We start from the raw sequence: 24,237 nt of genomic DNA, 5'->3' as shown, positions 1-24,237 counted from the left end.
AAAAGGCAACTGTATGTATCTTCTTTATATAAAACAGTTGCCTTTTTGTTACATTACTTTAACTCTTCTAACACTTTTACAATGAAGTTTGTAGAATGAAGAGCTGCTTGATCTAAAAATTGATCAAATGAAACGTTTGATTCTTTACCAGCAATATCAGAAAGTGCACGAATAATTACAAATGGAACTTTATATTGATGGCAAACTTGCGCAACCGCTGCTGCTTCCATTTCTACTGCGTAAAGGTTTTCGAATTTATCACGGATTGCTGCAACACGGTTTGGATCACTCATAAATGAATCACCTGTTGCAATCATCCCTTTAACAACTTGAATATCCTCTTCTGCCTTCATACATTTCTCAGCTAATGCAACTAGTTCTTCATCAGCTTTAAATCCCGGTGGCATCCCTGGCACTTGACCATATTCATAATCAAATGCAGTTACATCCACATCATGATGGCGAACTTCTGTTGAGATAACAACATCACCAACATTTAAAGATTGGTGGAACCCACCAGCTGAACCTGTATTAATTACTTTTTCAGGTTGATATCTTTCTAATAAAATTGTCGTTGACATAGCTGCATTTACTTTACCAATACCAGACTTTAACAAGATTACTTCATGTCCCGCTAATGTCCCTTTCGTAAATTCACAGCCTGCTACGGTTTCTGTTTCTGCCTGTTCTAATTTGTCACGTAAAATACGTACTTCTTCTTCCATTGCTCCAATTACAGCAATTCTCAATCTAATCCCTCTTTCTATTGCTTAGTTGCCTCCATTACCCAAACGAAATGATTTAATCTCGTGAATGTTACATGGAAGCCATTGTTTTCAAAAATAGATTGCATGATTGGAATACGTGTGTAGTATTCAGTTTGCAAATCGTTTGCTAACTGATGAAACCCTCTTTGTTTTGCAGTTTCAACAGTTTTATCATACGCTTCTTGATCTGCAAATATCGTATCAGCAAACACTATTTTACCACCTTTATTAAGCAATTGACTATATTTCGCAATTGCTACATCTTTTTCTTCATCTGTTAGATGATGAAACGCATAGGTGCTTACAATTGTATCAATAGAACCCGGAACATCAAAAGAAAGAAAATCTCCTTCTGTAATTGAAAATTCTTCTGGTAACTTCTGCTTTGCGATAGTACGCATTTCACGTGACGGCTCTATGCCGTAAACAGTGCGACCAGCAAGTAATAATTTATTTGTTAAATTGCCAGTACCAACACCAAATTCTAATACATTTCCAAATGATTTGTTTACTACATCCTCTAAAATCTCCTCATAACGAGCGAAAACTTCTTTATATTGTATATCTTCGCCTTGTACGAATGAATCGTACGTATGAGCCCATTCATCAAATAAACCGTTAAATTCTGTACCCATATAAAATTCCCCTTTTTCTTATCGGTTTTATCAGTATGATATGCTTTCTTTACGAAAATGTCAATTAAAACGGAAATGGTATTTCCTTCTTTTCTTTGTTACACTTAACTTGATTATATGGAGAGGAGCGGTTTTTTGTGTCATTTACCTTTGAAATGCTGGAGGATAAAGTAGAATTTTTTGAAGCATCAAACTTAATTTCTTTAGAAAAGAAAATTAACGAACAAATTGACAATAACAAAGCACTTATGTTAGAAGTTCATCATATTTCTCATCAAATGGTTATGGATCCCGAAAGCAAAAGACCTTATTACAGTGCAGTTGTTCATTTCAAATTAAAAAAATTACGCTAACTAAAAAAGAGAAAGGTTCTTAAGAACCTTTCTCTTTTTTAGTTTAGAGTTTGAACAAGTACTGGTTTCCAGCCCTCATTTTCTACCCAATCAATATTTACATAATATTTTTTACCAGTTTGTTTATCTTGGACATTACCGTACGCTTTTTGCTGACCGTTATTTCCAATGCGGTGAATGATTAATTGTTCCACTGGAACTTCAATTGCAGAGGAAATGGCTTGCTTCATTTCATTCCAATCTGCTGTACCTGTTTTAAATGTCATTGCTGGTGTTGCACCTTGCGTTGTACCAATTGGCTTCCAAGAAGGCTTTGTGTACGCATCTGTTGCGTTTGACTGTGTTTTTTCAGCTGGAACCTTTTCATTTGCTTTTGCTTTTGCTTCTTCCTCAGCTTTTTGTTTCTCTTCTTCAGCCTTTTGCTTCTCTTCTTCCTCTTTCTTCTTCTCCTCTTCTATTTTTGCTTGTTCTTCTTCATCTTTCTTTTTCTCAGTTTTATTATCTTTCGTTGTTTGCTGAGATACTTTCTTTTCTGGAGAAGACGCTTGTTCTGTTGTATCAGAAGTAAAGAATACTTGGTATGCTACAACAAGTACGGCTAACAACACGATAGCAATCGCAATATTTAAAACACCGTTTTGACGACGTTTTTGTTGTTTCTTTTGAAATCTAGATCCTCCTGCCATTCTTCAAACCTCCATGCAGTTTTTCCTACTTGCTATTGTAACATTAAATCTAAAAAGGTTGAACAACTACAGTGATATTTTCACGAAATGAAAACATTTGATAATAAATTGCAAGATTACCTTCTGCTTCCCAATTGGGCAATCTCTTCTACAAATTCTTTAAAAATCGGTGTTACAATATTTTCTTTATTATTCGTTTCTAAATCAACAACTACTAACGCATATCTTGGGTTTTCGTACGGGAAATAACCCGCAAACCAACGATTTACACGATCTCCTTTTCCTGTTTGTGCCGTCCCAGATTTTCCAGCAACAGATAGGGGTAATGATTGAAAAGAAGCTCCTGTTCCTTTCTCCATCGTTACTACTTTTCTTAATAAGGATTGCACTTGTTTCACTGCACTATAAGAGAGTTGCCTTCCCTCCAGTTTATGATCTTCAAAATAAAAAAATCTTGTTCCATTTTTATACTGTATTTCTTTTACAGCTTTTACTTCTTTCTTCTCTCCATTTCTTGCAATCGTCGCCATCATATTTGCAACAGCTAAAGGGGATATTCTTACATCCTTTTGTCCAATTGCCGTTTGGACGATTGCTTTGTGACTCACCTTATTTTCTTCGCCATTCCAAACAGTTGCTTTTTTCTCTTCTATCAATTGTTTAAACCTAGGCGTATGAAACACTTGCCCTTTCCATCCTACCGTCTCACTCGCTCCTAGTGCCTCTAAATACGTTTCCATTACATTCTTATCCTTTTGCATCAATTCATTACCAAGCACCGCAAATGTCCTGTTACAACTTCTAGCAAAGCTCTCTGTAAAACTTAACTTTCCCATCATAACCTGGGGAGGATTTTCGCCATACGGGTCTGTATCACAATTAAACTTACGATGCGATTGAATCATATCATTATCAATTGCTGCAACCGCAATAACTGTTTTAAAGACAGAACCAGGAAAATGCGGCGTTAGCATTTGGTTTTCCATTCTTTGTTTATATGTGTTTCGATTGTTCATCTGTAAGGACGGTTTACTCACCATTGCTACAATTTCACTCGTCTTTACATCAAGTAATACTAATCCACCCTTTTTGAGCCCATGTTTCTGCACGAGCTCTTCTGCTTTTTGTTGCAACGATTTTTCTATCGTTGTTTGAATCGTAACGGGATAAAAGGGATTTCCAGGAGATGTATATTTCGCATGTTTTCCAAAAATCGGTTCTCCCTGCCTGTCTACTTGATACAGCACTTTCGTTTCACCATCAGTCATTAAAAATTCATCAAACGATTGCTGTAATCCAGAAATACCAATAGGTGTTTGGCTAGATAATTGATTTAGTTTCTCATATCGTTTTTTAAATTCCTTTTCGTTTTCCCCGACTACACCGATAAGATGCTCTGCTTCAGATGGTTGCTTCATTCTTACTTCAGTTGCCAACATACCTAACATATCAGTGCGGTTCACCTTTTCCATTTGTTCTTTTGTTAATTGAAACGGCCGATCACCTCTTTGAAATATAAACGGCTTGTTTCTACCTTTCATTTGCATCCTTATGTCTTGCCCTGGCACACCAATAATATGCGCTACTTTCTCTAACATGTCATTTTTTATTTGCAAAAATGGAAAAATAACTAAAACTGGGTATCTTTTTTCTCCAAGGTCTTCTCCATTCCGAGCAATAAAACGCCCCCTACCATCATCCACTGTGACTGCTTGTGTACGCTGGGCGACACTTTTTTCAATTAAATTTATATGCCTATTTGTAAATGATTCCGTAGCTATAAGTTGTATTTGTGCTAACCTACCAAGTAATAAAAGCATAATACATGTAAAACATAGTAAGGTGATGATAATTCTCCGCTTCATTTTCATAAAAACACCTCGTCTTTTCAGTTTAGACGAAGTGTTGTTCCTTTTATACAAAACGAAATATTATCGAAGCGTATATTATGTAATTATTTTTATTTATTGACCGGCTGGTGTACATATTTTGCAAAAATTGATTTCTAAGTTTCTACATTTAAATCTGAAAAATCTCTTCACATTTCAAAATATAGAAATTCCTCAATCATGATATCAGAATTAAAACTCTTACACTGTTGTATTTTGCCGAACAAAGACAAAATTCCATTAAGGATAGTTTTCATTCTCGCTCATCAATCAAACAAAACTATAACGGTTTTACCACATCTGTTCACTCAGAATCTTGAGAGTAAAGAGATAATAAAAGGGAAAGACCAATAAAAAAGGTTCACTCATATGAGTGAACCTTTTTTATTATTTTACAGAGATAATTTCTACTTGCATTTCTCCGCCTGGTGTCTGGATTGCTACTTTTTCACCAATTTGCTTACCTAATAAGCTTTTTGCGATTGGAGAATCGTTAGAAATTCTTCCTTCAAATGGATCCGCTTCTGCGCTACCAACGATTGTATAAGCTTCTTCATCTCCATCTGGTAATTCTTTAAATGTTACTGTTTTACCTAATGTTACAACTGTAGACTCTTCGCCATTGTCTTCAATGATTACCGCGTTACGAATCATATTTTCTAATTGTGTAATACGTCCTTCTACGAATGCTTGTTCATCTTTCGCTGCATCGTACTCCGAGTTCTCAGAAAGATCACCGAAGCTACGCGCGATTTTAATACGTTCTACAACTTCTTTACGTCTTACTGTTTTTAATTGCTCAAGTTCGTTTTCTAATTTTTGTTTACCCTCTTGCGTCATAGGGTATGTTTTTTCTGTTGCCATGTTTTCCACTCCTTTTATATACCAATCCCCCGAAAAAAAGAGGAGTTCAATATGAAAACTCCTCCGCTTTATCTTTGTAGCGGAGGTTTCTAGTACACATGCACTAGCGGAGTTGTCACATACAACCCCGTGTCTTCCAATTCTTCCCTATATAAAAAATATATGTATGGAAAGTTGATATAAATATGCCCTCACCTATTCATAGATGAGGTTGGATGTTTCATTGTATTCGATAGGAAGGGAAAAAATCCCTTCCTATCGTATATCTTTTACTATGCTATTACAAATTCACTTTTTCTTCAAGAATTGTTGCAATTTTTGTAACCATAATATCAATTGCAACATGATTTTGTCCACCTTCTGGGATAATAATATCCGCAAATTTCTTAGAAGGCTCAATAAATTGATTATGCATCGGGCGTACAACATTTACATATTGGTCAATAACGGAATCCATTGTACGACCGCGCTCTTTAATATCACGTTGCATGCGACGTAAAATACGAAGGTCCGCGTCCGTATCAACAAACACTTTAATATCCATTAACTCGCAAAGACGTGGGTCTTCTAAGATTAGAATCCCTTCTAAAATAATTACATCTTTCGGTTCTACTGGAATAATTTCTTCTGAGCGCGTATGCAATGTGTAATCATATACAGGTTTCTCGACCGCCTTATATGCAAGCAACTGATGTAAATGCTCAATTAGTAAGTCATTATCAAATGCTAACGGATGATCGTAATTTGTTTTTAAACGCTCGTCCATTGGCAAATGGCTTTGATCTTTATAATAATAATCTTGCTCCAAAATTAAAATGGAATGACCTTGAAATTGATCAAAAATTGCTTTTGTTACACTTGTTTTACCTGATCCTGAACCACCAGCAATTCCAATTACAACAGGCTTATTCGTCCCCATTCAACTACCACTCTTTCTTATTGATGTATGCTTTTGCGCATCATATTATTCACATACACTGGTTGATCCACTTTGAATTTCACGATTTGCAACGGATGTCTCGCTGCATCTAATTCGTTTCCATCCTCATCCCAAATTTTCTCCACCGTTTGTGTAAAGTTTTCTATTTCTGGTCCAAAGAACTCAACTTCATGTCCTGGTTTGAAGTAGTTACGTTGTTCGATTGTGACAATGCCTGTTTCTTCATTATAATCTAACACTAAACCAGCAAAATCATACGTTGTTTTCTTACTATGATTTCCATACATTTGTTCTTGATATCCTGGAACTCCTTCAAAGAATGCAGGAGCTGTATCACGATTTGCACATTTATCAAGCTCGTCTAACCATTCTTGTTTAAACTCAAAGTTATCAGGATCCGCGCAATACGCATCAATTACTTTGCGGTATACAGTTGCTACTGTTGCTACGTAATGGATAGATTTCATGCGTCCTTCAACCTTCAAGCTGTCAATTCCAATTTCGATCATTTTCGGAATCGAAAGGATCAAGTTTAAGTCTTTTGGACTCATTGCAAAGTGTGCATCGCCTTCTTGGAATAAAGGAAGTTCTTCTGCTTCTTTATGTTGTGATACTGTTTGAACTAAGTCATAATCCCAACGACAAGACTGACAACAACCACCACGGTTTGAGTCACGTGCTGTCATATGGTTACTTAATGTACATCTTCCAGAGTATGCAATACACATTGCCCCATGGACGAACGCTTCAATTTCAATATCAACGTTTTCTTTAATTTCCTTCATTTCTTCATAGCCGACTTCACGGGCTAATACAAGACGATGTAAACCTTCTTCTTTCCAATACTGCGCTGCTTTCCAGTTAGATAGAGACTGCTGTGTACTTAAATGTACTTCAACAGAAGGTGCTACACGTTTACACGTCTCAATAATAAGCGGGTCTGCAACAATAATACCTGTTACACCAGCTTTTTCAATCCCTCTTAAATAATCTTCTAATCCATCCATGTTTTCGTTATGTGCAAAAATATTTGTTGTTACATATATTTTCGCACCATATTTCTTTGCAAATTCTACGCCTTCTGCCATTTCTTCTAGCGTAAAGTTCCCTGCATTTGAACGAAGGCCGAATTCTTGTCCACCTAAATATACAGCATCTGCACCGTAATGAATAGCTACTTTTAATTTCTCTAAATTACCTGCAGGGATTAACAGTTCAGGTTTTTTCACAATAACGCGTTTTCCATCGATTACTCGTGAAATTTCTTGTACAGTCATATCCTACACCCTCCTCGTTTAGTAAACCGTTTCTTTAAAGAAAAATCCTGTATCTAACGGACGATTTACTGGTTGTATTTCTTCTATCTCTTTATATAAATCGTCTTTCACGTCATAATACGCATCGCGATCTTCTGCACATAAATCAATAGCTTTACGATATTTCTTTGTCACTTCAATAATGTATTCAGAGCTTTTTAACACACCGTCAATTTTCAAGCTATCAATTTCAGCATCGATCAGTTCATCTAACTCATCAATGAAACAAATATCATTTGGGCTCATAATATGGGTACCATTTTCATCCTCATAAATTGGATATTTGTTATTACGCTCTGGATCATGTAAGAACATATTCTCTTCATGCTTTTTCTTCTCAATCTCCAGATTACGATCTTGATACTCAAAGTAGTTTCCTACTAATGAACGTTTTGATTGGAACATACATGTCATACCGTGAATTTGTACTTCTACTTCAACTTCAGCGTTTTCTTTTAATTCAACAACTTCATCTAAGCTCAATTCACGTGCAAGCACAGCACGTTTTGCGCCTTTTCGGCCCCAATAGTTACATGTGAACCAGTTTGTTGCTGTTGTTTCTGTATTCCAGTGCATTTGCATGTTTGGTGCTACTTCACGTACAGTCATTAATACTGCTGGATCTCCAAAGACAACTGCATCTACATGTACTTCTTGCAGGAATGCAACGTAGTCTTTTAATTCTTCTACTTTGTCATTATGGAACATAGCGTTCATCGCTACGTATACTTTCATACCATTTTCATGCGCAATGTTCACAGCTTGTTTCACATCATCACGTGAGAATTCCCCTGCTAAACGTAAACCAAACTTTTGTTCACCGATCATTACTGCACTTGCCCCTGCCTTTGCAAGAGGTTCAATATCCACCACCGCTCTTGGCGTTACTAACAATTCAGGTTTTTTCATACCTTTGTCACCCTCTCTTTTTACTCACGGCTACTCCGTCACCAATTGGGAAAATGGTTGTATCATATCCTTCATGGTTCATAAGCCATTCATTGTACGTCTTAATACGACGAATCAAACCACGCGTACGTCTATTTTCGATTTTCTCTTTCGTCGTTACAAGTCCGTGATACATAACATTATCTGAAATAATGACACCACCCGGATTTAATAACGGCTCATATAAGTCAAAAAAGCGACGATATTGTCCTTTTGCAGCATCAATAAAAATAACATCAAATGTTCCATGTTCTTTCACTTGTTCGCCTGTTTCTAATGCATCACCATAAATAACGGAAATACGTTCTTTTACAGGAGAACGCTCTATATATTCAAGTGCTTTTTCATATCGATCGCTATTGCGTTCTACTGTCACAATTCGTGAATTTGGAATAGCCTGCATCATACGAATACTAGAATAACCAATTGCTGTTCCAAGCTCTAATATGCTTGTCGGTTCAATTAAACGTAAAAATTGCAACATAAATTCCATTCCAAGGCGATCCATAATTGGCACATGATTTTCGCTTGCATACTTTTCCATTTCAAGAATAAGTTCATCTTTTGGATCAATAAATGATAATAGGTACTCGTTAACTGCATCCTCCATAAATGGTCCTCCTTATTTACATGGAGAAGTGCCTCTATGACGTGTCAGTCTTTGTCTTTTCACACATAGAATGCAATAAAAATACAAGCCAGCTTCCCCCTTAGCTTGTACGTCCCGTTTTGATATTAAAAACGATTCTTCTGCCAGTTTTTAACCCGATATATTTTACCACAAAAAAGAGGGATATGCGACCCTTTTCGCTCTCCCTCCTATTTTCATTTCTTTTGTGTAATATATTTTTGTTTTAATGCATTATGTTCTTCTAACGTTTTCGCATAATACACTTCACCGCTTGGTGCTGCTAGGAAATAGTAATAATCTGTTTTGGAAGGTTCTAATGCTGCTTGCACAGAGTGTTTTCCAGAATTTGCAATCGGTCCAACAGGTAATCCTTTTACAACATACGTATTATAAGGCGAATTTACTTTTAAATCCTCATATAACACACGTTGTTTATGCTTTCCAAGTGCATATAATACTGTCGGATCTGTTTGCAACGGCATCCCTTTCGCTAAACGATTATAGAACACGCTGGATATTTTTTGACGATCTGTAAACCCAGTCGCCTCTTCCTCAATTAAAGAAGATAATGTTAGCAACTGATGGACGTCCAGTTGTTTTTCTTTCATTGTCGCCTCATTTTGAACAATGAGTGCATTTGTTTTCTCAAGCATCGGCGTTACAATTTCCTCCAAAGTTGTATCTTTTTTATAGAAAGAGTACGTCGCTGGATATAAATAGCCTTCTAATGGATATTTAATATTGCCATCGAAAATTTTATTTGTTAGTAATACTGGGTACTTTTGCTGCATCTTTTGAATAAATGCCTTATCGTTTAATTGACGCACTACATCATCTTTATTCCATTTCAGTTCTTTCGCAATGATATCGGCAATTTCAACAACTTGCGAACCTTCTTTAATCGTCAGTTTATAAGCAACTGGGCGATGTACTTTACCTGATGACATTTGTTCCATTACATCATCCACATTCATTGACGAATTCAATAAATATGTACCTGCTTGCAATTTTTCCGATTTAGCTTTTGCATAGAAGCTAAATACTGTACCGTTTTTAATAGCGCCTTTTTCTTCTAAAATTTCTCCGATTTTACTTGTAGATGAACCTTTTGGAATCTCTACTTCAATCTCTTTTTTATTCCCGCTATCAACTGGCTGTAACGCAGATGAAATGTACACATAGACTGACCCGCATACTACGAGTAGCGCAATAACTGCAATTAGGAAACCACGTCTACGCTTCTTCTTTACTTGATTCTCTATCAAAATTCTTCCTCCTTATTCCATTGTAGACCATATGTACTTCCTCTATACAATGCCCTACAAACCCAAAGCAAAACTCATTCATTTGCAGATAGTTTTTTTATTTTATCCCGCATTAACGGGTAGTAAGCCCCCCACCTCAAGATTCAGAGAAAAACGAGGAAGATAGGTGGGGGATAACTGCCCGTAAAAGCCCGATTGGTTCAACTAACCATCAGTGTGGGATGCAGAAAACCCCACTGATGGAAGTTTCACTTTATATAATCCGTCTCATTATACTATAAATAATTATGTAGTTTCGACAAAAAATCTGTCATTTTGCACAAGAATACAAAAAAAGATGGACTGCATGTACAGCCCATCTTTTTCACCTAAATTACTCTTCGTCCTCTTCTTCTTCAGCAAGCGTGTTAAACATTTCTTGTACCATTTCCCACTCTTCTTCAGATTCGATTGGAAGTAATGTTCCACCTGACTCTTCTTCGTTTTGCTCATATGCCATTGCGTCATAAATTTGGTCACCATCTTCGTCAACTTCACCGATTGGAGAGAAGACTACATAAGATTTTTTGCCAAATTTTTCAGCATCAAAAGTGAAAATAATTTCACATAAATGTTCGTTTCCTTTTTCGTCTACAATTGTAATTTGATTTTCTTCCATTTTGGTCACCTCTTATTTACTATCTAAATATCCTTGTAAAATCACGACTGCAGCCATCTTATCGATAACTTGCTTTCGCTTCTTTCGACTTACATCAGCCGAAATGAGAAGACGTTCGGCTGCCATTGTTGACAGACGCTCGTCCCACAGTATAACTTCTAGTTGCAGAAGTTCTCGTAAGCTCTCTGCATATTGCTGACACGCTTCGCCACGTGGACCAATCGTACCATTCATGTTCTTCGGCAATCCTACTACTATCTTGTCCACATTGTACTGTTTTACTAACTCAGAAACCCGATCAAAACCAAAAATTTCTCGTTCTTCATTGATTTTAATCGTTTCTAAGCCTTGTGCTGTCCAGCCCATTTCGTCGCTAATCGCAACACCGACTGTTTTTGTACCAACATCTAAACCTAATATCCGCATAAACTACTCCTCACGATGTTGTTTCAAATAAGACTTCACAAGCTCTTCAATCAGTTCATCACGTTCTAGCTTACGGATAATGTTTCGTGCATCTTTATGACGAGGTATGTATGCTGGGTCTCCACTTAATAAATAACCGACAATTTGGTTAATCGGATTATAGCCTTTTTCTTGAAGTGCATCATACACAGTTAAAAGTACATCATTTACATGGACACTCTGTTTTTCATCTTGAAAGTTAAACTTCATTGTTTTATCAAAACCGTCCATTTTAAGCACCTCACTTATAAGTAGTAAGTATAGGGAGAAGAATTTCTCCTCTCCCTACTATTGTACACTACTCTCTCTTTATTTTGAAACAGATTTAACATACTCTTCTACAAATGCTAAAGCTTCATCCACTTGTGCTGGGTTTTTACCGCCTGCTTGAGCCATGTCAGGACGGCCACCACCGCCACCACCGCAACGAGAAGCAACTTCTTTCACAAGTTTACCTGCATGGTATCCTTGGCTGATTAAATCTTTCGTTACACCTGCTAGAATATTCACTTTATCATCGTTTACAGCTGCTAATACAACAACCGCAGACTCAAGTTTATTCTTTAGGTCATCCATCATTGTACGTAAGTTATTCATATCTGCAACATTTACTTTTGTTGCTAATACATTCACTCCATCAATTGTAACAACCGAATCTGTTAAGTTGCCAGCTTCAATGTTGCTTAATTTAGCAGCAAGAGATTCGTTCTCTTTTTGAAGTTGTTTCACTTCAGCAAATAGACCGTCTACTCTTGTTAAAATATCTTTTGGATTTGTTTTCATTTTACCCGCAGCTTCTTTTAATAAACCTACTTGATCATTCATTAATTCGTATGCCGATTTTCCAGTTACTGCCTCAATGCGGCGTGTTCCTGCTCCGATACCAGACTCAGCAACAATTTTGAAAATACCGATAGATGCTGTGTTATCAACGTGACAACCACCACAAAGTTCTAAGCTGTAATCGCCTACTTGAACAACACGTACAACATCTCCGTATTTTTCACCGAATAATGCCATTGCACCCATTTCTTTTGCTTCTTCAATTGCTTTTTGAGAAATCTCAACATCAATACTTTCCCAAATTTTTTCGTTTACAATACGCTCAATTTTTTCTAATTCGTCAGCTTGTACTTGACCGAAGTGAGAGAAGTCAAAGCGTAGACGTTCTGATGTTACAAGAGAACCAGCTTGGTTAACATGTGTTCCAAGTACATCTTTTAATGCTTGGTGTAAAATGTGCGTTGCTGTATGGTTTTTCACAACACTGCTGCGGTTTTTCGTATCAATAACAGCTTTTACAGCTGCTTCTTTCGTTAATGTACCTTCTTCTACAACCACTTTGTGTAAGTTTTGACCATTTGGTGCTTTTTGAACGTCTTTTACAAGAACTTTCACACCGTCAGCAAGAAGGTAACCGCGGTCTGCAATTTGTCCACCGCTCTCAGCGTAGAATGGTGTTACATCAAGCATTAATTGTCCTTCTTCTCCTGCTTGTAAGCTATCTGTGTACTCACCATTCTTCACAAGTGCAACAACATTACTTTCTGTCGCAACTGTACCATAGCCAACAAATTCACTCGCTACTTTAACTTCTCCAAGTACACCGCCTTGAACTTGCATAGAATCAACGTCTTGACGAGCAGCGCGTGCACGTTCACGTTGTTTTTCCATCTCTGCTTCAAAACCAACATGATCAACTGTCATACCAGCTTCTTCTGCATATTCTTCTGTTAATTCAATTGGGAAGCCGTATGTGTCATATAGACGGAACGCATCCACACCAGAAATAACAGTTGTTTTCTCTTCTTTCGCTTTTGTAATCACTTCCGCTAAAATTGCTTCGCCATCATGAAGTGTTTCATGGAAACGCTCTTCTTCATTTTTCACAACACGTGCGATGAAGTCTTTCTTTTCAAGAACTTCTGGATAGAAGTCTTTCATTACTTCTCCAACAACTGGTACTAATTCATACATGAATGGACGGTTAATGTTTAATTTCTTCGCATAACGAACAGCGCGGCGTAATAAACGACGTAATACATAACCACGGCCTTCGTTAGAAGGAAGAGCTCCATCACCAACAGCAAATGTTACAGTACGAATATGGTCAGCGATTACTTTAAATGCCATATCTTTCTCCACATCGCCATCACGATACTTCTCACCAGAGATTGATTCTGTTGCACCAATCATTGGCATGAATAGGTCTGTATCAAAGTTTGTAGGCACATCTTGAACGATAGATGTCATACGTTCTAGACCCATCCCTGTATCGATGTTTTTCTTAGGAAGTGGCGTATATGAGCCATCTGGATTATGGTTAAATTGAGAGAATACAAGGTTCCACACTTCTAAGTAACGCTCATTTTCGCCGCCTGGATATAATTCTGGGTCGCTAAAATCGTTACCGTAAGCTTCACCGCGGTCATAGAATATTTCTGTATTCGGTCCACTTGGTCCTTCACCAATATCCCAGAAGTTTTCTTCTAAACGAATGATGCGCTCTTTCGGAACACCCATTTTCTCATTCCAAATTGTAAATGCTTCTTCATCTTCTGGATGAATTGTTACAGATAATAACTCTTTATCGAATCCAATCCACTTGTCGCTTGTCAAGAACTCCCAAGCCCATGTAATTGCTTCTTCTTTAAAGTAGTCACCAATTGAGAAGTTTCCTAGCATTTCAAAGAATGTATGGTGACGAGCTGTTTTCCCGACGTTCTCAATATCATTTGTACGAATTGATTTTTGTGCATTCGTAATACGTGGGTTTTGCGGGATTACGCGGCCATCAAAGTATTTCTTTAATGTCGCTACACCACTATTGATCCATAAAAGAGATGGATCCTCATGTGGAACTAATGATGCACTTGGTTCAATTGCATGCCCTTTTTCCTGGAAAAAGTCTAAAAACATTTGACGAATTTGTGCGCCTGTTAATTGTTTCATCATATTTCCCTCCTTAAATATAAAAAACTCCCGTCCCTATAAAAGGGACGAGAGTTAACTCGCGATACCACCCTAATTATGAACCGGTCTACATATCGGTTCATCACCTCATGGCGCCGTAACGTGGCAAGACGGCAGGGATTAGCTGCTCTCAGGATTAGCGTTCTGTCACCCTTCATTTAAAGCCTCTTTCAGCCGATGGAAGCTTCTCTCTGGAAATGGGCTGTAACATACTCGTTCCGTCATCAATTTCAAATCTTATATATTATATTGTACTCTATAAACTTATATGAGTTTATACTATATGCCAAAATTGTAGCGAATCCGTTTCCATTTGTCAATGTTTCCAGAGTGGCTTTATATGAGCAACTACTGTTCGAATCACTGCTAAAATAGGCACCGATATTAAAAGACCTACAATTCCACCTACTTCCCCTCCAACAAGTAATGCAAGCATAATAACAACCGGGTGCATACGTAGCGATTTCCCAACGATGTACGGAGATAAAATGTTACTTTCAACAAATTGTAAAATGGCAAGTGCAATACTCGCTTTAATAAAAAGATTTGTGGATACCGTTGCTGCAATCATCAATGTCGGAATCGCTCCTAAAATAGGGCCAAAGTACGGGATTATATCAGTAACTCCAACAATGATGCCTAGTAATAGCGGATACTTCATACCGATAAACCAAAATGAAAGAGCGGACACTCCACCTAAAACTAAACAAACAAATAGTTGCCCTCGAATATAACTTCCAAGTGACTTGTCAATCTCCTTCGCTAATACTTGCCCTGTACTACGCCATTTACTCGGAATAAGCTTCCAAAAAATATCATAAAACTCTCCATAGTCTTTTAATATGTAAAATACAATGAACGGAATTAAGAAAATGATGAGCAATGAATCCAGTACACCACGCGCTGTACTCATCACTTTATTTAAAAGTGCTTGTATCTTCATTTCAATACCGACAAAAATTTGCTTTACTTTCTCATGAATAAACGATGGAAAATTGTCCGTCTGTTCTGTCACACCATCCATCCACGAATCATACATTTTCATAAACTGAGGGAATTGCTTATTGATTTCTTGCAGCTGCGCAATAACAACCGGTGTTCCTTTATAGACCCCATATCCGAGACCACCAAAAAAGAGAATATAAATAAGCAAAATAGCAAGTGTACGTGGCATCCCTTCTTTATGTAATTTTTCAATTAAGGGATGCAGTAAATACGCAATGAAACAAGCAATAAAAAATGGGGTAACTGCTACTTTAAAAACAAATATAATCGGCGCCCATAATGGTTGGATTTTTAAGAAGACGAACAAACACAGAAACACTAATAACAATAACCCTAATCGATAGATCCAAATAATTTTAAGATTCTTCAAACGAAAAACCTCCTCTGCCCTTATTTTGAAAAGAAATAGAGAAGGTTATGTGTAAAACTTTAAAAAAAATTACTGGACTAAAATATTTTCATGCAGACCATACTGTTTTTAAAAAACTTACATATATTTAACATCATACGGACAAGCATGTAAGCCAGCTCGCACATAAGTGAGGAGGAATAAAATGGTTGGGTTCATGTTAATTCTTTCAGCGTTTTTCATGATACTAGAATGGATCTGTATCGGGTTTGGTATTTGGAAAGGATTCTTCATTCGTTCTTCGCGAAAAGAACGTGCGAAACAGCTGTGGTATTACGGGGTTCTCGGAATCGGATGTTATGGACTTTCTTATCTTTTTTCTGAGATTGGACTTTTTTATCTATATACAAGCACATAAAAAAACTCCCTAATAATAAGGGAGTTTTTACATTTTAACAACACTTTATAGAAACGATTATAAATAGGACCTCATCATTTTACGCGCTCTTTTCATATTGCGCTTTGAAAACATATCTTGTTTACGTGCATATTGATAAGCCGCAGCTCCAATACCTAATGCGATTAATGAATTGCGTACGTTCAAAGTAAATCCCCCTTTTGATTATCCGATGGTTCTTTCATTCTCATCAAATAAATCATCAAGAGAACTAAGCGAACCATCTTCTTCTACTTGATGCGTATGGATTTTCCCCTTTGAAACCGATAATTCAATGTAACAATTCCAACAATAAAATTGGTTGACACCTATTTTTCCAATGTCTTTCCCTTTGCAATTTGGACAACTGAACATATGGCTTTCATCTCCTTACAGTCTCCCAGATTCTATTCGCCATTATGTCCAAACTGCATTCATTTATACATACTAGAACTGCCTTACACTTTCAAAATAACGTTATATGCGTTGAAAGGTTCACTATATAATCTCACCTTGCTACATAAAATCATACGGTGAAATATTTTCCACATCCATCTCCTGGCCATCAATCGTAACCATTTGCACTTCTCCTTGCGACTCCTGTAGGCGACTAGCTAACGTCGTTTGCCGCATTGAATCATCAAGACGGTTCACACCCGATTGAAAAGCGACTTCTTCCCCGCAAATAATTAAAAACTTTTTACTTCTCGTAATACCTGTATAAATTAAATTACGGCGAAGCATGCGGTAATAGCTCTTTACAATCGGCATAATTACAATTGGGAATTCACTTCCCTGTGACTTATGAATCGAGCAGCAATACGCATGTGTAATTTGATTTAAATCCGGCTTTATATACGTTACTTCAATCCCATCAAATGAAACAACAACCATATCCTGTTTTTCCACATTTTCCTTTGCATAAAATACAGAAACAATTTCTCCAATATCGCCATTAAACACTTGGCTTTCTGGTTGGTTTACGAGTTGCAGCACTTTATCACCTGTTCGATACACAACATCACCGTAGGCAATTTCTCTACTCTTTTCTTTTTTTGGATTAAACACTTCTTGGAGTGCCTCATTTAACACATTAATTCCTGCCGGACCTCGATACATAGGCGCTAACACTTGTACATCTCTTGCGCTAAACCCTTTCGTTTTTGCGTTTTCACACACTTGCTTTACAACCTCAACAATTTGAGCGCTTGAACAACCAATAAACGAACGGTCTTTTTTATTTTGCGCTAAGTCTGGTGGCAACGTACCTTTTTTTATCGCATGGGCAAGTTGAATAACGGATGACCCTTCTGCTTGACGATAAATTTCTGTTAACTTCACTGTCGGAATAGCGCCAGCATCTAATAAATCTTTCAATACTTGTCCAGGTCCTACAGACGGCAATTGATCTTCATCACCTACAACAATAACTTGAATGTTTGTTGGTAACGATTTAAACAATTGATTCGCTAGCCAAATATCAACCATTGAAAACTCATCGATAATAAGTAATTTCCCTTGTACAGGATCTGTTTCATTCCGCTGGAAAGACCCTTCTGGCGTCCAGCCAAGTAAACGATGAATTGTACAAGCAGGAAGCCCTGTTGACTCACTCATTCGCTTCGCAGCTCGACCTGTCGGAGCTGTTAATAGAATCGGAAACGGGTTATCGTCACTATAATCTTTCGGATTTAATGATAAACCATGCAATGAAGCATACATTTCGACGATTCCTTTAATAACGGTTGTCTTCCCTGTACCAGGTCCACCGGTTAATAGCATCATCGGTTTATGAAGCGCAGTTTGAATCGCCTCTTGCTGAAGCGGCGCATACTGTACTTTCAATTGCTCTTCAATTTTCCCTAATGTTAATAGCACTTCTGCTTCAGGGAATGAAGGCGTCTCTTCTTGATTCATCAAACGACGAATCGATTTAACAACACCCTTTTCAGAATAAAATAATGAAGCTAAATAAACGCGCTCCTCTTCGATAATAACTTTCCCTTCACCTTGCATCATTTCAACGCATTGCAAAATATCTTCTTCCGTCACAGCGCCCTCTTGATTATTTAAAAGCGACACGGTTTCTCGAACAAGCTGCCCCTTTTCCATATAAACATGCCCCTCTTGCAGCGAAACGTTTTCTAGCGTATAGAAACATCCGGCCCGCACACGGTCATTATGATTCCCTGATATCCCAAGCGCCCTTCCTATATCATCCGCTCTTCCAAACCCAATACCATCTACTTCCTCAATAAGCTGATAAGGATTGTTTCGAATGACTTCTAGCGTCATTTCTTTATACTGCTGATAAATCTTAATCGAGAGCTTCGTCCCAAAACCATAACCATTTAAAAAGCTCATGACTTTTTCAAGACCTTGGTGTTCAATAATTGTGTCATAAATTTCTTGCGCTTTCTGCTTGTTTACAATACCTTCTAATGCAGCTGGGTCGTCCATAATTTTAGAAATCGCATGTTCCCCGAGATGATCAACAATCTTTTCTGCTGTTCTCTTCCCGATTCCTTTAAATAAATCACTTGCTAAATATTGCACCATACCTGTTTTGGTTTGGGGCAGTTCTTTTTTAAATGTTTCAACTAAATATTGCTTTCCATACTTTGGGTGGTCTTTAAAATGCCCTGTTAATGTAAATACTTCATCTTCATGCATACGGGGAAAGTGACCATTTATCATCACTTTTTTTTCGTCATATGTTTCATTTGTTTCAATGATTTTCATACTGACAACGGAATAGAGGTTTTCTTCGTTGTGGAAAATGGTATGAAGAACTTGTGCTTTTATAAATTTTTGCTCTTCCTCAAACAAATCCATTGCATGTTGATTCCCCATCGTTCCTCTCCTTTCCGGTTTTTCTCACTCTAACGAGCAGTACAGCCCCCACCTCTCTACTGAATATTAGATGGAGGGTAACTGCGCGTTAAAGCATAAATTTTTATTCACCTTCTTGCTCTAATAAACGAATGCCATTCCCTGCTAAAAAGTGATCTGGTTGAATTTCAGTCGCCTTCTTAAATAGAGCAAGTGCTTTCTCATTATTTTCCTCAAATACGTATGCAACACCTAAATTATAATACGCATCTGCATGTTCTTCATCCATTTGTAAAACCTTTTCAAAATAAGGTTTCGCTTCCTGAATATGTTCTAATCGCGCAAAACATAATCCGCATTGGAATACAGCTTCTACATCTGCCCTATCTAATTCAGTTGCTCTTTGTAAAAATGGTAGTGCAAGACGATCATTTCCAAGCTGTACATACGTAATCCCAAGCATAAATGTCACATCAGCTGATTGTAATCCAGCTTGCATTGCTTGCTCAAATGCAGCTTTTGCTTCTGTAAATTGCTCTTGTCCATAATATATGCTTCCAAGACCATAATAGGCGGTAGCTGATTTTTCATCTAGTTCTAATGCGCGTTTATAAAATAAAATCGCACGCTCGCTATCGCCTAACACATCTAATAAATTCGCGAAGTTAATGTATCCAAGTGCATCTTTCGGATTTTCTTCAATTGCCTCTGTAAAATTTTTAGTTGCTTCTTCCCAGTTTCCTTCTTGCATATATTGAATGCCTGCTTCAAGCTTATTTGACATGTTCTTCACCTCTACAACAAATTATAACAAAGAATCTATTTTCCGAGCGAACAAAAATTCGCTCTTTTAAAAAAGAAACCTCTGACCGCTAATCGGCAGAGGCTCCTCATTTTTATCCTAAATAATCTAATTTCTTACCACTACGATATACTTCATCAATTGTAGCACCACCTAAACATTCGTCTCCATCATAGAAAACAACTGCTTGTCCTGGCGTAATTGCACGAATTGGTTCATCACAAAGAATACGAACCGTATTCTCATCAACAATTTGAACCGTTACACCGTTATCTTCTTGACGATAACGGAATTTCGCTGTGCACTTAAATTCTTTTTCTTTCGCTTTGTTGCTTACCCAGCCTACATTTGTAGCAATAACTTCATCACCGTATAACAGCTCATTGTGGAATCCTTGATCAACATATAAAATGTTTTCTTTCAAGTTTTTCCCAACGGCAAACCATGGGTCACCATTACCACCAATGCCAAGGCCATGACGTTGTCCAATTGTATAGTACATTAAACCGTCATGTTTCCCTTTCACTTCACCAGATAACGTTTGCATCACACCTGGTTGAGCTGGTAAGTAGTTACTTAAGAAATCTTTAAAGTTACGCTCTCCGATAAAGCAAATACCTGTGCTATCTTTTTTCGTCGCTGTTGCTAAACCAGCTTCTTTTGCCATTTCACGAATTTGCGGTTTCTTTAGCTCACCAAGTGGGAACATCGTTTTTGATAATTGCTCTTGGCTTAGTTGATTTAAGAAATATGTTTGATCCTTATTATCATCAACACCACGTAGCATTTTATATTCGCCATCGATATAAGCAACACGTGCATAATGACCTGTCGCTACATAATCCGCACCAAGTGCAATCGCATGCTCTAAAAAGGCTTTAAACTTGATTTCTTTATTACACATTACATCTGGGTTTGGTGTACGACCAGCTCGGTACTCGTCTAAAAAGTACGTAAATACTTTATCCCAATATTGTTTTTCAAAGTTTACTGCATAATATGGGATACCGATTTGGTTGCACACTTCGATTACATCATTGTAATCTTCCGTTGCTGTACAAACACCGTTCTCGTCTGTATCATCCCAGTTTTTCATAAAAATCCCGATTACATCATAACCTTGCTCTTTTAATAGAAGAGCTGCTACAGATGAATCGACGCCACCGGACATCCCGATGACAACGCGTGTTTCGTGAGGTAGTTTGTTCATCTTGTCACCTCCCATGCTAGTTTTGTGTTAATCGCTTCACGATTCTCACAGTTTCGTACGCCGCTTTTTCCACTTGTTCTTTCGTATTCCCAAGACCAAAGCTAAAACGTACGGATGAACGTATTTGATCGGAGTCTTTTCCAAACATCGCCACTAATACATGTGATGGATCAATAGAGCCAGCTGTGCATGCAGAACCACTCGATACTGCAATGCCTGCTAAGTCTAGATTTACAAGAAACGGCTCAATATCCATTCCTGTAAAACTTACATTAAACACATGCGGTAAGCGATGTTCTAAGTTTCCGTTTACCTCGAAAGTAATGTCTTCTTTTTTAAAGACAGATACCATTATATCTTTAAATTCTTCATATTGGACATTTTTTTGCTCACGTGTTTCTTCAGCAAGCATAATAGCGTGCTGAAGTCCAGCAATACTAGGCACATTTTCAGTACCTGCACGGCGTTTTCGCTCCTGCTCTCCGCCCGTTAATAACGGTTCAAATTTCAATTGCGTGCTAGCATATAAAAAACCAACACCCTTTGGACCATTAATTTTATGAGCAGAAATTGATAATAAATCAATACCTAATTCTTTCACATCAATTGCCGTTAAACCATAGGCTTGTACAGCATCCGTGTGGAAATACGCTTGGTGTTCTTTTAACAGTGCTCCAATTTCTGCAATCGGTTGAACCGTACCAACTTCGTTATTTCCAAACATAACAGATACGAGAATCGTTTCATGTGTTAACGCCTCTTTCACATCAGAAACTCGAACACGGCCCGTTTCATCAACAGGTAAATACGTCACTTCGAAGCCTTCTCGCTCTAGCACTTCACATGTATGCAAAATAGCGTGATGTTCAATTTGCGTCGTAATAATATGATTTCCTTTATTACGGTTTGCACGTGCCACACCTAAAAGCGCTAAATTATCAGCCTCCGTACCACCGCTTGTAAAAATAATTTCATTTGGATTTGCATTGATGCTGCGTGCACAAACACGTCTTGCTTCATCTACCGCATGACGTGTTTGACGTCCATAAAAATGAATACTAGACGGATTACCAAATATTTCTGTCATATATGGAATCATCTTTTCGACCACTTCTGGGTGAGCCGGAGATGTCGCAGCATGATCTAAGTAAATGCGTTCCATAAGATCTCCTTCTTTCCAAATCGTTTCACAAGGAATTAAATGTAAAACATATAACCCCCATGATTTTCTTCCTCATAGCGTACTAAATCTTCTAAAGTTGTACTATCTAATACTTCTTGTACTGCATCACGAACACGCATCCATAACTGGCGTTGCGCTGGTTCTTCCTCTTCTATCATTTCAACAACGCTAATCGGACCTTCTAAAACACGGATTACATCGCCAGCTGTAATGTTAGCTGGTTGGTCAGATAATACGTAACCACCATATGCACCACGCGTACTTTTTACAAGACGAGCGTTACGAAGTGGAGAGATTAATTGCTCTAAGTAATGTTCAGATAGATCATGTGCCTGCGCAATTGATTTTAAAGAAATCGGACCTTCACCAAACTTTTTCGCAAGATCAATCATAATTGTTAAGCCGTAACGGCCTTTCGTTGAAATTTTCATCTATTTCGCACCTCTTTTCAAAATTTCACTTCTATTAGTTAAATCTTTATTCGTAAGAAGAACACAATGTAAAAATCAAAATCCTATGAAATTATAGCATAATATAGTATTATAAGAAATTTCAACTTGTGTATCAAAATGATAACACAAATTCGTATTGAAAAACTCGGAAATTATTACAATTAAAAGAAAATTGAAAATATTATCTCAGATTCTTTATAATTGCACAGCATCATATTTCAATTTTCCATCCAAAAGATGTTACCATAGAATGAGATTATATATTAAGGGAGACGGTTACAATGAAACAACCACTCGCACACCGAATGCGTCCGACAAACATTAAAGAAATAATTGGGCAAGAGCATTTAGTTGGTGAAGGGAAAATTTTATGGCGAATGGTCCAGGCGAACCATTTCCAATCGATGATTTTGTACGGTCCACCCGGAACTGGAAAAACATCAATCGCTAGTGCAATTGCTGGCAGTACAGGAACGCCCTTTCGTCTATTAAATGCTGTTACTCATAATAAAAAGGATATGGAAGTTGTCGTGCAAGAAGCAAAAATGCATCGCCACCTTGTTTTAATTTTAGATGAGGTCCATCGCTTAGATAAAGCAAAACAAGACTTCCTTTTACCACATTTAGAGAGCGGACTTCTTACATTAATTGGAGCAACAACGAGCAATCCATTCCATGCGATTAACTCTGCTATTCGGAGCCGATGCCAAATCTTTGAACTACACGCACTAACAGAAGATGATATTTTAATTGGCTTAAAACGAGCGCTTGAAGATAAAGAAAAAGGTTTAGGTGAATATCATGTAACTGTTACAGATGAAGCACTGCGTCACTTTGCAAATGCCTCTGGTGGAGATATGCGCTCTGCTTATAATGCGCTTGAACTTGCTGTTTTATCTAGCTTTACAACAGACGATCAAACCGCTGAAATCACATTAGAAATTGCTGAAGAATGTTTACAGAAAAAAAGCTTTGTTCATGATAAGGGCGGAGATGCTCATTATGACGTCCTATCTGCTTTTCAAAAGTCAGTGCGCGGAAGTGATGTGAATGCTGCACTTCATTATTTAGCGCGCCTTATTGAAGCTGGCGATTTGCAAAGTATCGGAAGAAGACTGCTCATTATGGCATATGAAGATATTGGACTTGCTAGCCCACAAGCTGGACCGCGTACACTCGCTGCGATTGAATCGGCTGAACGCGTTGGGTTTCCAGAAGCTCGCATTCCGCTTGCCAATGCAGTTATTGAGCTTTGCCTTTCTCCAAAGTCGAATTCAGCATACAAGGCGCTTGATGCAGCACTTCACGACTTACGAAACGGGCAAACAGGTGATGTACCAAGTCATTTAAAAGATAGTCACTATAAAGGTGCTGAAGCACTGGGTAGAGGCATCGGATACTTGTATCCACACGATTATCCAAACGGTTGGGTACAGCAGCAATACTTACCAGACAAAATAAAAAACAAACAATATTATAAACCGAAAACGACTGGGAAATTTGAGCAGGCACTTTCAACTGTATATGAAAGATTGCAAAGTTCGCATAAAAGTAAACCAAAGGGGTAATCTAAGCGAA

General features: G+C 37.6%; 25 protein-coding genes. 3 read left to right on the top strand and 22 right to left on the bottom strand.

What is annotated here, in order from left to right; all coding sequences use genetic code 11:
* Positions 1–53 precede the first annotated feature (53 nt).
* The gene (mtnN, locus tag Y7E_RS0107775; protein WP_017150718.1) at positions 54–749 is read right to left on the bottom strand and encodes a 5'-methylthioadenosine/S-adenosylhomocysteine nucleosidase; all 696 of its coding nucleotides are present in this window, start codon (positions 747–749) and stop codon (positions 54–56) included.
* Between the two features lie 14 nt (positions 750–763).
* Positions 764–1,402 (bottom strand): class I SAM-dependent methyltransferase, encoded by a 639-nt coding sequence (locus tag Y7E_RS0107770; protein WP_017150717.1) that lies wholly within the window; start codon positions 1,400–1,402, stop codon positions 764–766.
* Positions 1,403–1,539: 137 nt separating this feature from the next.
* On the opposite strand from Y7E_RS0107770, the gene Y7E_RS0107765 reads away from it, so the two are divergent.
* Positions 1,540–1,755: a YrzA family protein gene (locus tag Y7E_RS0107765; RefSeq protein WP_017150716.1), complete on the top strand. Its 216-nt coding sequence runs from the start codon at positions 1,540–1,542 to the stop codon at positions 1,753–1,755.
* Positions 1,756–1,793: 38 nt separating this feature from the next.
* On the opposite strand, the gene Y7E_RS0107760 is transcribed toward Y7E_RS0107765, so the two are convergent.
* The 13 genes from Y7E_RS0107760 to Y7E_RS0107700 form a co-directional block, all read right to left on the bottom strand.
* Positions 1,794–2,441, bottom strand: a complete 648-nt coding sequence (locus tag Y7E_RS0107760) for a YrrS family protein (RefSeq protein ID WP_017150715.1) — start codon at positions 2,439–2,441, stop codon at positions 1,794–1,796.
* A 116-nt stretch (positions 2,442–2,557) separates the two neighbouring features.
* Positions 2,558–4,312 (bottom strand): peptidoglycan D,D-transpeptidase FtsI family protein, encoded by a 1,755-nt coding sequence (locus Y7E_RS0107755; protein ID WP_026049136.1) that lies wholly within the window; start codon positions 4,310–4,312, stop codon positions 2,558–2,560.
* A 405-nt stretch (positions 4,313–4,717) separates the two neighbouring features.
* Positions 4,718–5,194, bottom strand: a complete 477-nt coding sequence (gene greA / locus Y7E_RS0107750) for a transcription elongation factor GreA (protein WP_017150713.1) — start codon at positions 5,192–5,194, stop codon at positions 4,718–4,720.
* Positions 5,195–5,474: 280 nt separating this feature from the next.
* Positions 5,475–6,113, bottom strand: coding sequence for a uridine kinase (udk, locus tag Y7E_RS0107745; RefSeq protein WP_017150712.1), 639 nt, complete (start codon positions 6,111–6,113; stop codon positions 5,475–5,477).
* 17 nt (positions 6,114–6,130) lie between these two features.
* The gene (locus Y7E_RS0107740) at positions 6,131–7,411 is read right to left on the bottom strand and encodes a peptidase U32 family protein (RefSeq protein ID WP_017150711.1); all 1,281 of its coding nucleotides are present in this window, start codon (positions 7,409–7,411) and stop codon (positions 6,131–6,133) included.
* A gap of 18 nt (positions 7,412–7,429) precedes the next feature.
* Positions 7,430–8,359, bottom strand: coding sequence for a peptidase U32 family protein (locus Y7E_RS0107735; RefSeq protein WP_017150710.1), 930 nt, complete (start codon positions 8,357–8,359; stop codon positions 7,430–7,432).
* 7 nt (positions 8,360–8,366) lie between these two features.
* Positions 8,367–9,008, bottom strand: coding sequence for an O-methyltransferase (locus Y7E_RS0107730; RefSeq protein WP_017150709.1), 642 nt, complete (start codon positions 9,006–9,008; stop codon positions 8,367–8,369).
* A 215-nt stretch (positions 9,009–9,223) separates the two neighbouring features.
* Positions 9,224–10,294, bottom strand: coding sequence for an endolytic transglycosylase MltG (gene mltG / locus Y7E_RS0107725; RefSeq protein ID WP_017150708.1), 1,071 nt, complete (start codon positions 10,292–10,294; stop codon positions 9,224–9,226).
* A 373-nt stretch (positions 10,295–10,667) separates the two neighbouring features.
* On the bottom strand, positions 10,668–10,952 hold the full coding sequence (locus tag Y7E_RS0107720) for a DUF1292 domain-containing protein (RefSeq protein ID WP_017150707.1): 285 nt from the start codon (positions 10,950–10,952) through the stop codon (positions 10,668–10,670).
* Between the two features lie 12 nt (positions 10,953–10,964).
* Positions 10,965–11,378 (bottom strand): Holliday junction resolvase RuvX, encoded by a 414-nt coding sequence (gene ruvX / locus Y7E_RS0107715; RefSeq protein ID WP_017150706.1) that lies wholly within the window; start codon positions 11,376–11,378, stop codon positions 10,965–10,967.
* Positions 11,379–11,381: 3 nt separating this feature from the next.
* On the bottom strand, positions 11,382–11,648 hold the full coding sequence (locus tag Y7E_RS0107710; RefSeq protein ID WP_017150705.1) for an IreB family regulatory phosphoprotein: 267 nt from the start codon (positions 11,646–11,648) through the stop codon (positions 11,382–11,384).
* Positions 11,649–11,726: 78 nt separating this feature from the next.
* Complete coding sequence (gene alaS, locus Y7E_RS0107705) at positions 11,727–14,369, bottom strand: alanine--tRNA ligase (protein WP_017150704.1); 2,643 nt, start codon at positions 14,367–14,369, stop codon at positions 11,727–11,729.
* A gap of 337 nt (positions 14,370–14,706) precedes the next feature.
* Positions 14,707–15,765, bottom strand: a complete 1,059-nt coding sequence (locus tag Y7E_RS0107700; protein WP_017150703.1) for an AI-2E family transporter — start codon at positions 15,763–15,765, stop codon at positions 14,707–14,709.
* Positions 15,766–15,949: 184 nt separating this feature from the next.
* Here Y7E_RS0107700 and Y7E_RS0107695 point away from each other — a divergent pair, with 184 nt between their 5' ends.
* On the top strand, positions 15,950–16,162 hold the full coding sequence (locus Y7E_RS0107695; protein ID WP_017150702.1) for a hypothetical protein: 213 nt from the start codon (positions 15,950–15,952) through the stop codon (positions 16,160–16,162).
* Positions 16,163–16,219: 57 nt separating this feature from the next.
* On the opposite strand, the gene Y7E_RS0107690 is transcribed toward Y7E_RS0107695, so the two are convergent.
* The 7 genes from Y7E_RS0107690 to cymR all read right to left on the bottom strand — a co-directional run bounded on the left by Y7E_RS0107690 (position 16,220) and on the right by cymR (position 22,638).
* The gene (locus Y7E_RS0107690; RefSeq protein WP_017150701.1) at positions 16,220–16,348 is read right to left on the bottom strand and encodes a YrzQ family protein; all 129 of its coding nucleotides are present in this window, start codon (positions 16,346–16,348) and stop codon (positions 16,220–16,222) included.
* Between the two features lie 18 nt (positions 16,349–16,366).
* Positions 16,367–16,555 carry a hypothetical protein gene (locus Y7E_RS0107685; RefSeq protein WP_000490499.1) on the bottom strand — a complete coding sequence of 63 codons (189 nt, stop codon included), beginning with the start codon at positions 16,553–16,555 and terminating at the stop codon, positions 16,367–16,369.
* A 141-nt stretch (positions 16,556–16,696) separates the two neighbouring features.
* Positions 16,697–19,033 carry an SF1B family DNA helicase RecD2 gene (gene recD2 / locus Y7E_RS0107680; protein ID WP_017150700.1) on the bottom strand — a complete coding sequence of 779 codons (2,337 nt, stop codon included), beginning with the start codon at positions 19,031–19,033 and terminating at the stop codon, positions 16,697–16,699.
* Between the two features lie 103 nt (positions 19,034–19,136).
* The gene (locus Y7E_RS0107675; RefSeq protein WP_017150699.1) at positions 19,137–19,796 is read right to left on the bottom strand and encodes a tetratricopeptide repeat protein; all 660 of its coding nucleotides are present in this window, start codon (positions 19,794–19,796) and stop codon (positions 19,137–19,139) included.
* A 112-nt stretch (positions 19,797–19,908) separates the two neighbouring features.
* A complete protein-coding gene (gene mnmA, locus Y7E_RS0107670; RefSeq protein WP_017150698.1) occupies positions 19,909–21,024 on the bottom strand; it encodes a tRNA 2-thiouridine(34) synthase MnmA in 1,116 nt (371 codons plus the stop codon).
* A 16-nt stretch (positions 21,025–21,040) separates the two neighbouring features.
* Positions 21,041–22,186, bottom strand: coding sequence for a cysteine desulfurase family protein (locus tag Y7E_RS0107665; protein WP_017150697.1), 1,146 nt, complete (start codon positions 22,184–22,186; stop codon positions 21,041–21,043).
* Between the two features lie 35 nt (positions 22,187–22,221).
* Positions 22,222–22,638 (bottom strand): cysteine metabolism transcriptional regulator CymR, encoded by a 417-nt coding sequence (cymR, locus tag Y7E_RS0107660; RefSeq protein ID WP_000704116.1) that lies wholly within the window; start codon positions 22,636–22,638, stop codon positions 22,222–22,224.
* Positions 22,639–22,940: 302 nt separating this feature from the next.
* Here cymR and Y7E_RS0107655 point away from each other — a divergent pair, with 302 nt between their 5' ends.
* Entirely contained in the window at positions 22,941–24,227 is a 1,287-nt protein-coding gene (locus tag Y7E_RS0107655) for a replication-associated recombination protein A (RefSeq protein ID WP_017150696.1), read from the top strand.
* Positions 24,228–24,237: the final 10 nt, after the last annotated feature.

This window comes from Bacillus bingmayongensis (assembly GCF_000299035.1).
Classification (GTDB): domain Bacteria; phylum Bacillota; class Bacilli; order Bacillales; family Bacillaceae_G; genus Bacillus_A; species Bacillus_A bingmayongensis.
The sequence above is the reverse complement of the archived record's forward strand: the minus strand, read 5'-3'. Positions and strand labels throughout refer to the sequence as shown.

Coding starts and splice junctions, on each gene's coding strand:
- Y7E_RS0107770 (WP_017150717.1), bottom strand. CDS start 1,402: ATGGGTACAGAATTTAACGGTTTATTTGATGAATGGGCTCATACGTAC.
- Y7E_RS0107760 (WP_017150715.1), bottom strand. CDS start 2,441: ATGGCAGGAGGATCTAGATTTCAAAAGAAACAACAAAAACGTCGTCAA.
- Y7E_RS0107755 (WP_026049136.1), bottom strand. CDS start 4,312: ATGAAAATGAAGCGGAGAATTATCATCACCTTACTATGTTTTACATGT.
- greA (WP_017150713.1), bottom strand. CDS start 5,194: ATGGCAACAGAAAAAACATACCCTATGACGCAAGAGGGTAAACAAAAA.
- udk (WP_017150712.1), bottom strand. CDS start 6,113: ATGGGGACGAATAAGCCTGTTGTAATTGGAATTGCTGGTGGTTCAGGA.
- Y7E_RS0107740 (WP_017150711.1), bottom strand. CDS start 7,411: ATGACTGTACAAGAAATTTCACGAGTAATCGATGGAAAACGCGTTATT.
- Y7E_RS0107735 (WP_017150710.1), bottom strand. CDS start 8,359: ATGAAAAAACCTGAATTGTTAGTAACGCCAAGAGCGGTGGTGGATATT.
- Y7E_RS0107730 (WP_017150709.1), bottom strand. CDS start 9,008: ATGGAGGATGCAGTTAACGAGTACCTATTATCATTTATTGATCCAAAA.
- Y7E_RS0107720 (WP_017150707.1), bottom strand. CDS start 10,952: ATGGAAGAAAATCAAATTACAATTGTAGACGAAAAAGGAAACGAACAT.
- ruvX (WP_017150706.1), bottom strand. CDS start 11,378: ATGCGGATATTAGGTTTAGATGTTGGTACAAAAACAGTCGGTGTTGCG.
- Y7E_RS0107710 (WP_017150705.1), bottom strand. CDS start 11,648: ATGGACGGTTTTGATAAAACAATGAAGTTTAACTTTCAAGATGAAAAA.
- alaS (WP_017150704.1), bottom strand. CDS start 14,369: ATGAAACAATTAACAGGCGCACAAATTCGTCAAATGTTTTTAGACTTT.
- Y7E_RS0107695 (WP_017150702.1), top strand. CDS start 15,950: ATGGTTGGGTTCATGTTAATTCTTTCAGCGTTTTTCATGATACTAGAA.
- Y7E_RS0107685 (WP_000490499.1), bottom strand. CDS start 16,555: ATGTTCAGTTGTCCAAATTGCAAAGGGAAAGACATTGGAAAAATAGGT.
- recD2 (WP_017150700.1), bottom strand. CDS start 19,033: ATGGGGAATCAACATGCAATGGATTTGTTTGAGGAAGAGCAAAAATTT.
- Y7E_RS0107675 (WP_017150699.1), bottom strand. CDS start 19,796: ATGTCAAATAAGCTTGAAGCAGGCATTCAATATATGCAAGAAGGAAAC.
- mnmA (WP_017150698.1), bottom strand. CDS start 21,024: ATGAACAAACTACCTCACGAAACACGCGTTGTCATCGGGATGTCCGGT.
- Y7E_RS0107665 (WP_017150697.1), bottom strand. CDS start 22,186: ATGGAACGCATTTACTTAGATCATGCTGCGACATCTCCGGCTCACCCA.
- cymR (WP_000704116.1), bottom strand. CDS start 22,638: ATGAAAATTTCAACGAAAGGCCGTTACGGCTTAACAATTATGATTGAT.
- Y7E_RS0107655 (WP_017150696.1), top strand. CDS start 22,941: ATGAAACAACCACTCGCACACCGAATGCGTCCGACAAACATTAAAGAA.